Raw genomic sequence first — 15130 nt, 5'->3', positions numbered from 1 at the left:
ATAGTTTATAGCCCACTCGCTCTAGTCAGGTCGAGTGGTTTTTCTTGAAATATGATAAAATAGAAAAGATAATACATTTATTTAATAAGGAAAGTAAAAATGGCAAGTAAAGAAAATGCAGAACGCAAGGAGCTGCATCGTAAAATTTGGGCGATTGCAGACGATGTTCGTGGAGCTGTAGATGGTTGGGATTTTAAACAATATATCCTAGGTATCCTTTTCTATCGCTTTATTTCAGAGCACATGGCAGACTATTTTGACCGTGCTGAGCATGAGGCTGGCGACTTAGAATTCCGTTATGCTGACTTAAGTGACCAAGAAGCTGAGCAAGATTTCAAACCAGGTACAGTTGAAGATAAGGGATTCTTTATCCTTCCGAGTCAATTATTTGAAAATGTCGTCAAGAACGCCTCGCAAAATGAAAATTTAAACGAAGACTTGGCCAATATTTTCCAAGCTATTGAGAAGTCAGCGATTGGCTTCAAATCAGAAGATGATATCAAAGGTCTGTTTGATAACTTGGATACCCGAAGCAACATCCTTGGTGGAACTGTTCCAGAAAAAAATAAACGCCTTTCTGATATTCTTAATGGTATCAATAGCATTAACTTTGGCAATTTTGAGGAAAATGACATTGATGCCTTTGGGGATGCTTATGAGTTCTTGATTTCTAACTATGCTAGTAATGCAGGAAAAAGCGGGGGTGAATTTTTCACACCACAGACAGTCTCTAAATTACTAGCTCGCCTAGTCATGGTCGGTAAGGACAAGATTAACAAGGTGTATGACCCGACATGTGGTTCAGGCTCTCTTCTTCTTCAAATGAAAAAACAATACGAAGATCATATCCTAGAGGGTGGTTTCTTTGGTCAGGAAATTAATATGACCAACTATAACTTGGCTCGTATGAATATGTTCTTACACAATATCAACTACAATAACTTTGATATTAAGCGAGGAGATACCCTCTTAAATCCTCAGCATTTGGAAGAGAAACCTTTTGATGCTATCGTTTCTAACCCTCCGTATTCTGTCAAATGGGTGGGAGATGGAGATCCAACTCTGATAAACGATGACCGTTTTGCGCCAGCAGGGAAACTAGCTCCTAAGTCAAAAGCTGACTTTGCCTTTATCATGCATAGTCTCAATCATCTGTCTAATAAAGGTCGAGCAGCTATTGTTTGTTTCCCAGGCATTTTCTATCGTGGAGGTGCTGAAAAGACCATTCGTCAGTATCTAGTAGATAACAACTTTGTTGAAGCGGTGATTGCTCTTCCAGACAATCTCTTCTTTGGAACTTCTATCGCAACCACGATCTTGGTTTTGGCGAAGAATAAATTAGAAAATAAAACTCTCTTTATCGATGCGAGTAAAGAATTCAAAAAAGAGACCAATAACAACGTCTTGACGGATAGCAATATCGAGCATATAGTTGAATTATTCTCTAATTATCAAAATGTTGACTATAAATCTGCTCTTGTTGATAATGAGGTGATTGGCTCAGAGCAAGATTACAATCTATCTGTCTCAACCTATGTCGAACAAGAAGATACACGTGAGAAGATTGATATTGATGAGCTCAATAAAGAAATCGCAGAGACTGTGACAAAGATTGACCACTTGCGTGCAGAGATAGATAAGATTGTAGAGGAATTGAGCCATGGCAAATGATGTGATTCTCTATAGAACAGATGACGGCAAGTCTGCGATTGAACTCCACTTGGATAATGGAACGGTCTGGCTGACCCAACAAGAACTAGCCGAGCTCTTTCAAACCTCTAAGCAAAACATTAGTAAACACATCAAGGCGATTTTTGAAGATGGTGAATTGGATGAAGCAGTGGTTGTCAACTATCAGTTGACAACCACTCGTCACGGTGCAATAGCTGGTAAAACTCAGTCAAAAAAAGTCGCCTACTACAATCTGGATATGATTTTAGCGATTGGCTACCGTGTGCGTTCCCCTCGTGGAATCCAGTTTAGACACTATGCTTCGACAGTCTTGAAAGAATATCTGATTAAGGGCTTCGCTATGGATGATGAGCGCTTGAAAAACTTGGGTGGAGGCTCTTACTTCAAAGAACTTCTTGAGAGAATCCGAGACATCCGCTCTAGTGAAAAAGTCTTTTATCGTCAGGTCTTGGATCTCTTTGCTACATCAAGTGACTACAATGCAAACTCACCAGAGGCAAAGAAATTTTTTGCGACGGTGCAAAACAAGATGCATTACGCTATTCACCACAATACTGCGAGTGAACTCATCTATAACCGTGTCGATAGCGAAAAGGAGTTTATGGGCTTGACCACTTTTAAGGGAGACCTTCCTACTCTATCTGAAGCAAAAGTTGCCAAGAACTACCTGACAGAAAGGGAACTCCGTGGACTTAATCAGCTTGTATCAGGATATCTCGATTTTGCTGAAAGACAGGCAGAGCGAGAAGAAGTCATGACTATGGCGGACTGGGTGGCTCACGTAGATCGTATCCTTCAGGCTACGGGGGAAGACTTGCTAGCTAACAGTGGTTCTATCTCTCGTGAACAGATGAAGCAGAAGGTAGATAAGGAATATAAGAGCTACCAAGCCAAAACCCTCAGTCAAGTTGAAAAAGATTACCTCAAGGAAATCAAAAGCATTGAAAATCTAGCCAAGGAAGGAGGTAAGTGATGAACATCCTAGAAGAAATCCAGAACTGTCCCGTTGAGTGGAAAGAGTTGGGGGAAGTAGTAGATTATGAACAACCAACCAAATATATTGTATCAAGTAAAGCTTATACTGACAGTAATGAAATTCCTGTTTTAACTGCGGGACAATCATTTATTTTAGGCTATACAAATGAAAAAACCGGTATTTATCAAGCTAGCAAAACCAATCCTGTTATCATTTTTGATGATTTTACTACATCAAAACAATGGGTAGATTTTAAATTTAAAGTAAAATCATCAGCAATGAAAATGTTAACGATAAAAGATGAATTTGAAAACGAAGTTTTATTACGCTATGCATGGCATTATTTGGGTACAATAACTTATAAACCAGATCAACATGGTAGACAATGGATTGGAACTTATTCAAAGTTTCTCATTCCAATCCCTCCTCTAGAAATTCAAGAAAAAATAGTTCAAACACTTGACAAATTCACTGAGTATGTTACAGAATTGACCTCAGAATTGACCTCACGTAAAAAGCAGTATTCTTATTATCGAGATAAACTGTTATCTTTTGAGGATGAGGTCTATCAGGTTGAGTGGAAGAAGTTGAACGAATGTCTAAAAAAAGGAAAAGGAACTAAAATTACAGCTAGTCAGATGAGATTACTTCACAAAGATGGTGCGCCAATCCGTATCTTTGCAGGAGGAAAGACTTACGCTGATGTGAACTATGGAGATATTCCCGATAAAGATATTCATACAGAAGAGGCAATTGTTGTAAAATCTCGTGGAATTATTGATTTTGAATACTGCACAGAACCATTTAGTTTTAAAAATGAATTTTGGTCATACAGTTCAGACAATGAAAATATCAACTTAAGATACATTTATCATTACTTAATTCATAATAAAGAACATTTTCAAAACATCGCTAATAATATGCAGATGCCACAAATTTCTAGTAATGATACTGCAAAATTCAAAATCCCAGTTCCATCTCTCGAAATCCAATCCCGCATTGTTGAAGTTTTAGACAACTTTGATACGGTTTGTCATGACTTGAACATCGGACTTCCCAAGGAGATTGAACTACGCCAAAAACAGTACGCATATTTTAGAGAAAAACTCTTGACATTCGTCGCCGAAGGCGAGTACACTGAGAGTAGAGTAGAGTAGAGGAGTGGGACAACTCTGCAATTATCAAACTTTTACAGTGGGTATTTGGTCCAATTCGAGTGAAGTTGGGACAAGTTGTCAATTTACAACGCGGGAAACGTCTTGTGAGACAACAATTAGCTACTACAGGAAGTTTTCCAGTTTATCAAAACAGTTTGACGCCCTTAGGATATTATACCGAATCAAACAGAGTGAAAAATACTAGCTTTGTAATTTGTGCAGGGGCGGCTGGTGAAATTGGGTATAGCGCTATGGACTTTTGGGCAGCAGATGATGTCTACACATTAGAGACGTCAGATAATATTTCTGATAAATTTATTTACTATGTCTTGGTAAGTAAGCAAGATAGACTCAAATCGCAAGTTCGAAAGGCAAGTATTCCGAGATTATCTAAGGATGCTATTGATAAAATTACTTTTTACTTACCATCCATTACAGAACAAGAAAGAATCGTCTCTACCCTTGACAATTTCAATACTTTAACCAACTCTCTTTCTGAGGGTCTTCCGAAAGAAATCGAACTGAGACAGAAACAGTATGAATACTGGAGAGAACAATTATTAAACTTTACTAGATAAATTCTTTAATCATTTTGAGATAGAATCTCAATTAAAACAAAAAAGGAAGCATGCAATGGTTGATTATTCAAAAGTACATGAAGTAATTGCGGAAACAAATGAAGGGATTCTCTTGGCTGAGTATCAACCAGAGTATCGCACGGATAGAGAATTTCAGTCTGAGGCAGATTTGGAAAATCAGTTAATTTCTGATTTGGTCAATCATCTCAACTATGAACGCTTAAATATTCATACACCTGAAGAGCTCTTAGCAAATGCCAAGGTGCAAATTGAAAAACTTAATAAGGTGACTTTTTCGGATGCTGAGTGGGATCGCTTTGTAGTAGAGTATTTAGACTGCCCCAATGAAGGATTAGTTGAAAAAACTCGAAAAATTCAAGAAAACTATATCTATGACTTTGTCTTTGACGATGGACGGATTAAGAATATTTTTATCATTGACAAGAAGAATATTCATAACAATAGCATGCAGGTCATCAACCAGGTGACCCAAGTGGGTAGTCATACCAACCGCTATGATGTGACCATTTTAGTCAATGGTCTACCGTTAGTTCAGATTGAATTGAAGAGACGCGGGGTTAGTCTAAAAGAAGCTTTTGAACAAATTCATAGATATAGCAAGGAAAGCTTCAATAGCGAAAATTCTTTATACAAATACATTCAAATTTTTGTCATTTCTAATGGAACTTATACACGCTACTTTGCAAATACGACAGCTCAAAATAAAAATCATTATGAGTTCACTTGCGAATGGGCAGACCGTAAAAATAAAACCATTCACGATTTAGAAGACTTTACTGTCACTTTCTTGAGTAAGCGAGTCCTCTTGGAGGTCTTGACCAAGTATTGTGTCTTTGATGCTGATAATACCTTACTCATCATGCGCCCTTATCAGATAGCAGCAACAGAGAGTATCTTGCGCAAGATTCATTCATCTAATGAAATGAAGAACTTTGGCACTATCAATGCTTGTGGCTATATCTGGCATACAACGGGGTCGGGAAAAACTTTGACCAGCTTTAAGACTGCGCGCTTGGCAACAGAGTTGGACTACATTGACAAAGTGATATTCGTCGTTGATAGAAAAGACCTTGACTATCAGACCATGAAGGAATATCAAAAATTCCAGCCAAATTCAGTTAATGGTAGCAACAATACAAAAGAGCTCCAACGCAGTATCGAAGAAAATGATGATCGAATCGTTGTCACAACCATTCAAAAGTTAAACAAGTTTATAACAGCAAATCCAAATCATGAAATCTATGCTAAGAAATGTGTCTTGATTTTTGATGAGTGTCACCGTTCGCAGTTTGGGAAGGCGCAAAAGCGTATTAAGAAGGCTTTTAAACAGTATGCTCTATTTGGCTTTACAGGAACACCGATTTTCCCAGAAAATAGCTTGACGGGTGAAACGACACAAGAAGTTTTTGGCGAACAACTTCATAACTACGTTATCACAGATGCTATTCGAGATAAAAAAGTATTGAAGTTCAAGGTTGACTATAACTATATCAAGCCTGAAATCAATAAATATAGTGATGCTGAAAAAGCAGTTGGTCAAGAGATTGATGAGAAGAAACTCAAGAAGATGGAGAAGGAGCTCCTTTTGCATCCAGAACGGATAGCAACCATCACTGAGTACCTGTTAAGAGTTTATAATGACAAGACGCGTCGGAGTAAATATTACACTCATAAACAAAAGAAGATGCAAGGTTTTAACGCCATGCTGGCTGTACAAAGTATTGAAGCAGCAAAATTATACTATGACGAACTCCAACGACAACAGGCATGCCTACCCGAAGCTAATCGCTTGAAGGTTGCAACCATCTTTAGCTTTGCACCCAACGAAGAACAGTCAGCTTATGGGGAAATTCAAGATGAAGAGCTAGAACCTCAAGATACAGCTATGCCTCTATCTTCTAAAGAGTTTCTGGCTAAGGCAATCTACGACTATAATCAAATGTTCAAGACGAACTTTTCGACAGATGGCAAAGAGTTTCAAAATTACTATCGTGATCTTTCTAAACGAGTTAAGTCCAAGGAAGTGGATTTACTGATTGTAGTGGGTATGTTCTTGACAGGATTTGATGCTCCGACCATGAATACTCTCTTTGTCGATAAAAACCTTCGTTATCATGGATTGATTCAGGCATTCTCGAGAACCAATCGAATTTTTAATAAGGTTAAGCCTTTTGGGAATATCGTTTGTTTCCGTGATTTAGAAAAGGCTACGCAAGAAGCTATTAAGACTTTTGGAGACACAAATAAACTTGAAATTATCTTAGAAAAAAGCTTTAATGAATACATGGATGGTTTCGTGGATCAAGTAACGGGTATCGAGGTCAAAGGCTATACTGAAGTCTGTCAGGAAATTCTGGAAAGATTCCCGAATCCGCAGGAAATTGAAACAGAGCATGAGAAAAAAGAGTTTGTTAAGCTCTTTGGTGAGTTGCTGAAGCTTGATAATGTTCTTCGAAATTATGACGAATTCCAAGAAATTGACAAACCTATTTCAGAAGGTTATCTTCAGGATTTAAGAAGTGTCTATGTGGAAATTCGAGATGAATTTTTGAACCTTAAAAACTATGAAAAGACCAAGGATTTGGATGTCGACCTTTCAGATGTTGAATTTGAAATCGAACTCTTAAAAACAGATGAGATCAATCTAGACTATATTCTGGCATTGATTGTTGAGAAATCGAAGAATTCTGAGTCTAAGGAAGTAATGAAAGCTGAAGTTAGTCGTGTGATTCGTTCTAGTATCGATATTCGTGCCAAAGAAGAGTTGGTTATTGGATTCATTAATGATACTGATTTAGCGAGTCTGAAAGACCATGATGGGATTATCAATGCTTTCTACGAATATGGTAAAGAACGCAAGAAAATTGCGATTCACGACCTAGCTGAGTCTGAGAAACTTGTAGCTGATTATCAATTATTCATCGACAAATCAATTCAACGAGGTTATGCTGAAAACAGTGGGACTGATTTGGATTCGATTATTCCACCAACTTCTCGTAGACAGGGAGCGCGTGAACGGAAAAAGCAAGAGGTTTTACGTAAGATTCAGTTGTTAGTAGAGACATATTCAGGTATTTAAGGATTGTCAAACAAGGTTTACTAGAAAAATCAGGCTCTACAAAAACACTCATAATTCGCTCATTTTTAAGATATAACTTTGTTTCCATATTTCCTGGAAACTGATAGAAAGTAAGGAGAAACATGGAACAAACTAACCAAAAATCCCAATGCCAACAACTCTGGGCTAGGAACAAATACCTCGTTTTGAGCCATTCTAGCAATATTTACAATGAGATTCGCCAATACTTGAAGAATGAACAGGTGGAGGTGAGTCAGGTTCAAGAGATGATTGACCGTGCCTGTCAAATCCCAGAACACAGGGGTCAGGTTTGCAATGCCTTTCAGCATATTTGGGGCTATTTCAAAAAGAAAGCGACAGATGCTGAGCGAAAGGACTATATGCTCTTGCTGGATCGCTACCGCTTTGGTCAGGCTTCCAAGGAAGACTTAGTCGCTAAAACTCGAGAGTTGCTTGAACACTATCCAAATACCTACTTGCAACATTCGACTTTACTGAAAGGAGACCCCCATGAGACTTTGGCATGAGGCTTTGATTTCACAACTTCCCCGTCCTCAGCTCCTAGGGCAACACCGAGAGTGCTGTGCCCTGCGTGGTAATGGCTGGGGCAGAAAGCATGCGACGGTGGACTATGTCTTTACCCACTCGCCTTATCGTCTCTATGCTTATCATCGCTTGATCATGGAGGAGATGGCGAACCGTGGCTACAAGGTCAGTCCAGAGTGGTTGGACAAGGACTACCGTGGTAAGACTTGTCCTTCTTATCAAGACTTAGCAGAGGAGAAGCTAGGTAAGCCCATCTATAGTGAGCATGATGCAGGATACTATGAGGAATGTCTGGCTAATCTCCGTGACAAGGGGATAGAGTTGGAGTAAGAGTCAGGATTAGCTCCACATTATAACTCTTCTCGTAATTTTTTCGAATAATAAAGATGAGACCTTTAGAATGATTTTAAGGTCTTCTTTTTAAGAGTGTTGGGATTTATTTTTAATAACTTTTGAGTTCTATTTATACGCTAAGTGCGAACGAAGTGAGCTTTTTGAGGATATTTCCCGCTATAGTGGTATTCTAGATAATAATTTATTATTATCTAGAACGGAATTTTTGAGACATTTTGGCTCAAAAATTAGGAATGAAATTACGAAGTAATTTGCTTCCGTCCGCACTTTTCAAGGGAAATATCAAAAATACCAAAGGAAAATCAACCTATAGTCTTTTCTAATAACAAACCATAGTCACTTATAAGAATTACCAATAACGCATTTGAATAGTCTAACTGAAATACCGCTATAAAACAGGTAATACAAAGGATTTGAGGCACTGTTCTCAAGTCTTTTTCTTTTGTCTAAAAGAGAGATATAGTTTCAAACTATATCAAAGCCTAATTTTTTACAATTATACAGGCGCTTTCTTTTCTGTTAAGATAGTTTCAACAACAATTTTTGGAGGACACATCATGTCAACTACGATCATCGGTTTCCCTCGTTTGGGTGAATTCCGCGAATTAAAATTTACAACTGAAAAATACTTTAGAAAAGAAATCTCAGAAGAAGAACTCCTTGCCGCAGCAAAAGACTTGCGTGCTAAACACTGGAATATTGTCAAAGATAAAGGCATCACTGAAATTCCATCAAATGACTTTTCTCACTATGATAACTTCCTAGATGCAGCCTTCCTCTTCAACGTGGTTCCAGCTTCTGTTCAAAACTTGGACTTGTCTGACTTTGAGCGCTACTTTGCTTTGGGACGTGGTTACCAAGGTGAAAAAGGGGACGTTCGTGCCCTTCCGATGAAGAAATGGTTCAACACTAACTATCACTACATCGTTCCTAAATTTGAAAAAGACACTCAAGTCAAATTGGCTGGTCATAAGATCTTTGATGAGTTCCAAGAAGCAAAAGAACTTGGTCTTAACACTCGTCCTGTCCTTGTAGGTCCATTTACTTTCCTTCAATTGTCAGACTTTGAAGAAGGCGTGAAAGCAGAAGACTTCGTAGACAGCTTAGTGGCTGCTTACCAAGAAGTTTTTGCAAAATTGGCTGAACTTGGTGCGACTCGTATCCAATTGGACGAAGCTGCTCTTGTCAAAGACTTGACAGAAGAAGAAAAAGCGCTCTTCTTGAACATTTACAACAAGCTGTTGGCTGACAAAAAAGGTCTTGAAGTCTTGCTTCAAACTTACTTCGGAGATGTTCGTGACGTATATGCTGACCTTGTAAACTTGCCAGTTGACGCTATTGGACTTGACTTCGTTGAAGGCAAGAAAACTCTTGAACTCGTTAAAGGTGGTTTCCCAGCTGACAAGACTCTCTATGCAGGGATTGTCAATGGTAAAAACATCTGGCGCAATAATTACGAAAAGAGCTTGGCTGTTCTTGAGCAAATCCCAGCTGAAAACATTGTCTTGACAAGCTCATGCTCACTTCTTCATGTGCCATTTACAACTGCTAATGAAGAATTTGAACCAGCTATCTTGAACCACTTTGCCTTTGCGGTTGAGAAATTGGATGAGATCCGTGATTTGGATGCTATCCGTAATGGTCAAGGTGAAGAAGCTCTTGCAGCCAACAAAGAACTCTTTGCGGCTGAGCGTGTGGGTGAAAATGCTGAACTTCGTTCTCGTATCGCTGGATTGACAGATGCAGACTACACTCGTTTGCCAGCCTTTGCAGAACGTGAAGCTATCCAAGAAGAAGCTTTCAAACTTCCAGCTCTTCCAACAACAACTATCGGTTCATTCCCTCAAACTAAGGAAGTTCGTGCTAAACGTTTGGCTTACCGTAAGGGTGAATTGTCACAAGAAGAATATGACACTTTCCTTGCTGAAACTATCGACGAATGGATCAAATGGCAAGAAGAAGTTGGATTTGACGTGCTTGTACACGGTGAGTTCGAGCGTAATGACATGGTTGAGTACTTCGGTCAAAACTTGTCAGGTTACCTCTTCTCTAAGAATGGTTGGGTACAATCATACGGTATGCGTGGGGTTAAACCACCAATCATCTGGGGCGATGTCACTCGTCTCAACCCAATCACTGTCAAATGGTCTAGCTACGCACAAAGCCGTACTGACAAACCTGTTAAAGGTATGTTGACTGGGCCTGTTACCATCCTCAACTGGTCATTCCCACGTGAAGACATCTCTATCAAGGATTCTACTCTTCAAATTGCCCTTGCTATCAAGGATGAAGTTCTTGACCTTGAAGCTGCAGGTGTGAAAATCATCCAAATCGACGAGGCTGCTCTTCGTGAGAAATTGCCACTCCGTCGTAGCGACTGGTACGAAGACTACCTTGACTGGGCTATTCCAGCCTTCCGCTTGGTACACTCTACAGTAGCGCCAGACACACAAATTCACACTCACATGTGTTATTCAGAATTTACAGATATTATCCCAGCTATTGACAACATGGATGCGGACGTTATTTCCTTTGAAGCAAGCCGTTCAAACCTTGAAATCTTGGACGAACTCAAAGCGAAAAACTTCCAAACAGAAGTGGGACCTGGGGTTTACGATATCCACTCTCCTCGTGTGCCAAATGAAGGCGAAATCGACCACACAATCGAAGCTATCCTTGCTAAAGTACCAAGCAAGAAAGTTTGGATCAACCCTGACTGTGGTTTGAAAACACGTGGTATTCCAGAAACAAAAGAAAGCTTGATCCGCCTTGTCGAAGCTGCTAAAGCTGCGCGTGAGAAATTGTAAGATTCGATTTCTCTCCATACAATGGTTGTTCAAAAAAATCAACTAGAAAAGGTTATTACATATGTCACGCCAAACACCGTCACTCTCATTTGAAGTGTTCCCTCCAAACCCAGCTGTGGGTAATGATAAAATTATTTTAGCCTTGCAGGATATGCGGGAGCTGACACCGCACTTTATCAGTGTGACCGCCAGCAATAATAAATTTAATATCAAGGAAACAACGGTTCGTTTGGCTGACTTTATCCAGAATGACTTGGCGATTCCCACTATTGCCCACTTGCCAGCTATCTATCTGACCAAGGACAAAGTTGCTGAAACCATTGCGGACTTGGACAAGGTTGGGGTACAGAAAATCTTGGCCCTGCGTGGAGATATTATCCCTGATGTGGAGCCACAGAAGGATTTCCGCTACGCAACGGACTTGATCGAGTTCATCAAGGAACAAGCCCCTCACTTTGATATTGTTGGCGCTTGCTATCCAGAAGGACACCCTGACTCGCCAAATCAGATCTCGGATATTCAAAATCTCAAGAAGAAAGTGGATGCAGGCTGTTCAAGCCTTGTAACGCAGCTTTTCTTTGACAATGAGCGTTTCTACGATTTTCAAGATAAGTGTACCTTGGCAGGGATTGATGTTCCTATTCATGCGGGGATTATGCCAATTCTTAACCGTAACCAAGCGCTTCGTCTCTTGAAGACTTGTGAGAATATCCACCTTCCACGTAAATTTAAGGCCATCTTAGACAAGTATGAGCATGACCCTGAGTCGCTCAGAGCAGCAGGACTTGCCTATGCCGTGGATCAGATCGTGGACTTGGTGACCCAGGATGTCGCAGGTGTGCATCTCTACACCATGAACAATGCTGAAACAGCCAAATACATCCACCAAGCAACCCATGCCTTGTTTAATCATCAGTCTTTAGGGTAATTAATTCTTTAACCACTGAGACGACAGCTTTTTATTTACATGCTTTTAAATGAAAAATGACAGTTACGAAAGCCAAAGAATTTGCTAAATAAAATATACAACAAACCATTCCTCTTTTCATGGGGGAATGGTTCCTTTTTAATAGAAAAGCCCGCACTTTTTAAGAAAAATATGATAAAATAGACTCTGTACGTACTTGATACAAAGATGAGGGTATAAAATAATACAATGCATTCAAACTGCAAGGTTTAGCGACACGAGCGAGTCAAATCGATATTATTTGACAAGGGAGTTAGTAAAGCATTTAGCTAATCGCATGATAGCGATTAGCGTGAAAGGTATAGATGCTTTAGCATCAAACCTTTCTAATGATTTGTATCCTGTGTAACTGAACACGCCTACAACTCTGTGGAAAAAGATAAATCTACCTAGGAGCAGTCGCTCCGTCGTTCGATTTCCTATTTTCCTTTGAGTTGCTTAACGGCTTAGTATCTTGTGTAATTGAACCCGGCCGAAAAGCTGTGTAAAAAAGATAAACTGTCTTGTCTTCATCGAAGACTTCGTCAGTTTCCTATTTTTACTTTGCTTTTTACGTCCTTAGTATCTTGATAGTTGAACCCGGGCTAAATCCCTAGTGAAAAAGATAGATTTCCTGGTGTGCATCGCACACTGCGTCAATCTCCTATTTTCATACGGGATTCTTTACGCCCTTTGTATCCTGATTTTTGTAGGCAAGGCGTATAATTTCATCAATCCAAAGGGGATTAAAATGACAAAACAAGTGTTTCAAACGACTTTTGCGGGTCGCGAGTTAATCGTAGAGACTGGTCAGGTTGCTAAGCAAGCAAATGGCTCTGTTGTCGTGCGTTATGGTGAGTCAACTGTCTTGACTGCGGCCGTTATGTCTAAGAAAATGGCAACTGGGGATTTCTTCCCACTTCAAGTCAACTACGAGGAAAAAATGTATGCAGCTGGTAAATTTCCTGGTGGCTTTATGAAACGTGAAGGACGTCCTTCAACAGATGCGACTTTGACAGCGCGCTTGATTGACCGTCCAATCCGTCCCATGTTTGCGGAAGGTTTCCGTAACGAAGTGCAAGTGATCAACACCGTGCTTTCTTATGATGAAAATGCCTCTGCACCAATGGCGGCTATGTTTGGTTCATCTTTAGCGCTTTCTATCTCAGATATTCCATTTGACGGACCAATCGCTGGGGTACAAGTAGGCTATGTAGATGGCCAAATCATCATCAACCCTAGTCAAGAACAAGCAGAGCAATCTCTTCTTGAATTGACAGTAGCTGGTACCAAGCATGCCATCAACATGGTTGAGTCTGGTGCCAAAGAATTGTCAGAAGAAATCATGTTGGAAGCCCTTCTGAAAGGGCACGAAGCAGTCAAAGAATTGATTGTCTTCCAAGAAGAAATCGTTGCCGCAGTCGGTAAGAAAAAAGCAGAAGTGGAATTGCTTCATGTAGATGCTGACTTGCAGGCTGAAATCATCGCAGCCTACAACAGCGACCTCCAAAAAGCGGTTCAAGTAGAAGAAAAATTGGCTCGTGAAGCTGCAACTCAAGCAGTTAAAGACCAAGTGACTGCTGTTTACGAAGAAAAATATGCAGACCATGAAGAATTTGAACGAATCATGCGTGATGTGGCTGAAATCTTGGAACAAATGGAACACGCTGAAGTGCGCCGTTTGATCACAGAAGACAAGGTGCGTCCTGACGGGCGTAAGGTCGATGAAATCCGTCCTTTAGATGCGCAGGTTGACTATCTTCCTCGTGTACATGGTTCCGGTCTCTTTACTCGAGGACAAACTCAAGCCCTTTCAGTTTTGACCTTGGCGCCAATGGGTGAAACTCAAATCATCGATGGTTTGGATCCAGAGTACAAGAAACGCTTTATGCACCACTATAACTTTCCTCAATATTCTGTAGGGGAAACAGGTCGTTACGGTGCGCCAGGTCGTCGTGAAATTGGTCACGGTGCTCTCGGTGAGCGTGCTCTTGCGCAAGTATTGCCAAGCTTGGAAGAATTCCCATATGCGATTCGCTTGGTAGCAGAAGTATTGGAATCAAACGGTTCTTCATCTCAAGCTTCTATCTGTGCGGGAACTCTTGCCCTTATGGCTGGTGGTGTGCCAATCAAGGCGCCAGTAGCGGGTATTGCTATGGGTCTCATTTCAGATGGAAATAACTACACCGTATTGACAGATATCCAAGGTTTGGAAGATCACTTTGGAGATATGGACTTCAAGGTTGCAGGTACGCGTGACGGGATTACAGCCCTTCAAATGGATATCAAGATCCAAGGGATTACCGCAGAAATTTTGACAGAGGCCCTTGCCCAAGCCAAGAAAGCCCGTTTTGAAATCCTTGATGTGATCGAAGCAACCATCCCAGAAGTTCGTCCAGAATTGGCTCCAACTGCTCCGAAAATTGATACCATCAAGATTGATGTCGACAAGATCAAGATTGTCATCGGTAAGGGTGGAGAAACCATCGACAAGATTATCGCTGAAACAGGCGTTAAGATTGATATCGACGAAGAAGGAAATGTGTCCATCTACTCTAGCGACCAAGATGCTATTAACCGTACCAAAGAAATCATCGCTGGCTTGGTTCGTGAAGCTAAAGTCGATGAAGTTTACCATGCTAAGGTTGTTCGTATCGAGAAATTTGGTGCCTTTGTCAACCTCTTTGATAAGACAGATGCACTTGTGCACATTTCTGAAATGGCTTGGACTCGCACCAACCGTGTCGAGGACTTGGTAGCTATTGGTGATGAAGTCGACGTTAAGGTTATCAAGATTGATGAAAAAGGCCGTATCGATGCCTCTATGAAAGCTCTTCTTCCTCGTCCTCCAAAACCTGAGCACGATGAAAAAGGTGAAAAGGCTGAACGCCCTCACCGCCCACGTCATCAAAAGGACCACAAACCTAAGAAAGAATTTACAGAAACACCAAAAGATTCAGAATAAGAAAAGGAG

10 protein-coding genes are annotated in these 15130 nt (G+C 40.3%); all 10 read left to right on the top strand.

Annotation, left to right across the window (positions count from 1 at the left end):
• Positions 1-99 precede the first annotated feature (99 nt).
• The gene (locus ACIY14_RS02180; protein ID WP_409001357.1) at positions 100-1671 is read left to right on the top strand and encodes a type I restriction-modification system subunit M; all 1572 of its coding nucleotides are present in this window, start codon (positions 100-102) and stop codon (positions 1669-1671) included.
• Positions 1661-2665 (top strand): virulence RhuM family protein, encoded by a 1005-nt coding sequence (locus tag ACIY14_RS02175; protein WP_409001356.1) that lies wholly within the window; start codon positions 1661-1663, stop codon positions 2663-2665. Before ACIY14_RS02180 ends, ACIY14_RS02175 begins: the two co-directional genes overlap by 11 nt.
• Positions 2665-3825: a restriction endonuclease subunit S gene (locus ACIY14_RS02170; RefSeq protein ID WP_409001355.1), complete on the top strand. Its 1161-nt coding sequence runs from the start codon at positions 2665-2667 to the stop codon at positions 3823-3825. The genes ACIY14_RS02175 and ACIY14_RS02170 overlap by 1 nt, the downstream gene beginning before the upstream one ends.
• Before the next feature lie 104 nt (positions 3826-3929).
• Positions 3930-4403, top strand: coding sequence for a restriction endonuclease subunit S (locus tag ACIY14_RS02165; protein ID WP_409001354.1), 474 nt, complete (start codon positions 3930-3932; stop codon positions 4401-4403).
• Between the two features lie 55 nt (positions 4404-4458).
• Positions 4459-7503: a type I restriction endonuclease subunit R gene (locus tag ACIY14_RS02160; RefSeq protein ID WP_409001353.1), complete on the top strand. Its 3045-nt coding sequence runs from the start codon at positions 4459-4461 to the stop codon at positions 7501-7503.
• 122 nt (positions 7504-7625) lie between these two features.
• Entirely contained in the window at positions 7626-8030 is a 405-nt protein-coding gene (locus ACIY14_RS02155; RefSeq protein ID WP_409001352.1) for a YbgA family protein, read from the top strand.
• Positions 8014-8379: a TIGR02328 family protein gene (locus tag ACIY14_RS02150; protein ID WP_409001351.1), complete on the top strand. Its 366-nt coding sequence runs from the start codon at positions 8014-8016 to the stop codon at positions 8377-8379. The genes ACIY14_RS02155 and ACIY14_RS02150 overlap by 17 nt, the downstream gene beginning before the upstream one ends.
• Positions 8380-8960: 581 nt before the next feature.
• A complete protein-coding gene (metE, locus tag ACIY14_RS02145) occupies positions 8961-11210 on the top strand; it encodes a 5-methyltetrahydropteroyltriglutamate--homocysteine S-methyltransferase (protein WP_409001350.1) in 2250 nt (749 codons plus the stop codon).
• A gap of 61 nt (positions 11211-11271) precedes the next feature.
• Complete coding sequence (gene metF / locus ACIY14_RS02140) at positions 11272-12138, top strand: methylenetetrahydrofolate reductase [NAD(P)H] (protein ID WP_409001349.1); 867 nt, start codon at positions 11272-11274, stop codon at positions 12136-12138.
• A 769-nt stretch (positions 12139-12907) separates the two neighbouring features.
• A complete protein-coding gene (pnp, locus tag ACIY14_RS02135) occupies positions 12908-15121 on the top strand; it encodes a polyribonucleotide nucleotidyltransferase (RefSeq protein WP_409001348.1) in 2214 nt (737 codons plus the stop codon).
• Positions 15122-15130 lie beyond the last annotated feature (9 nt).

It is taken from the genome of Streptococcus sp. ST16 (assembly GCF_046098135.1).
Lineage (GTDB): Bacteria > Bacillota > Bacilli > Lactobacillales > Streptococcaceae > Streptococcus.
This window is presented reverse-complemented; position numbering and strand designations above follow the sequence as displayed.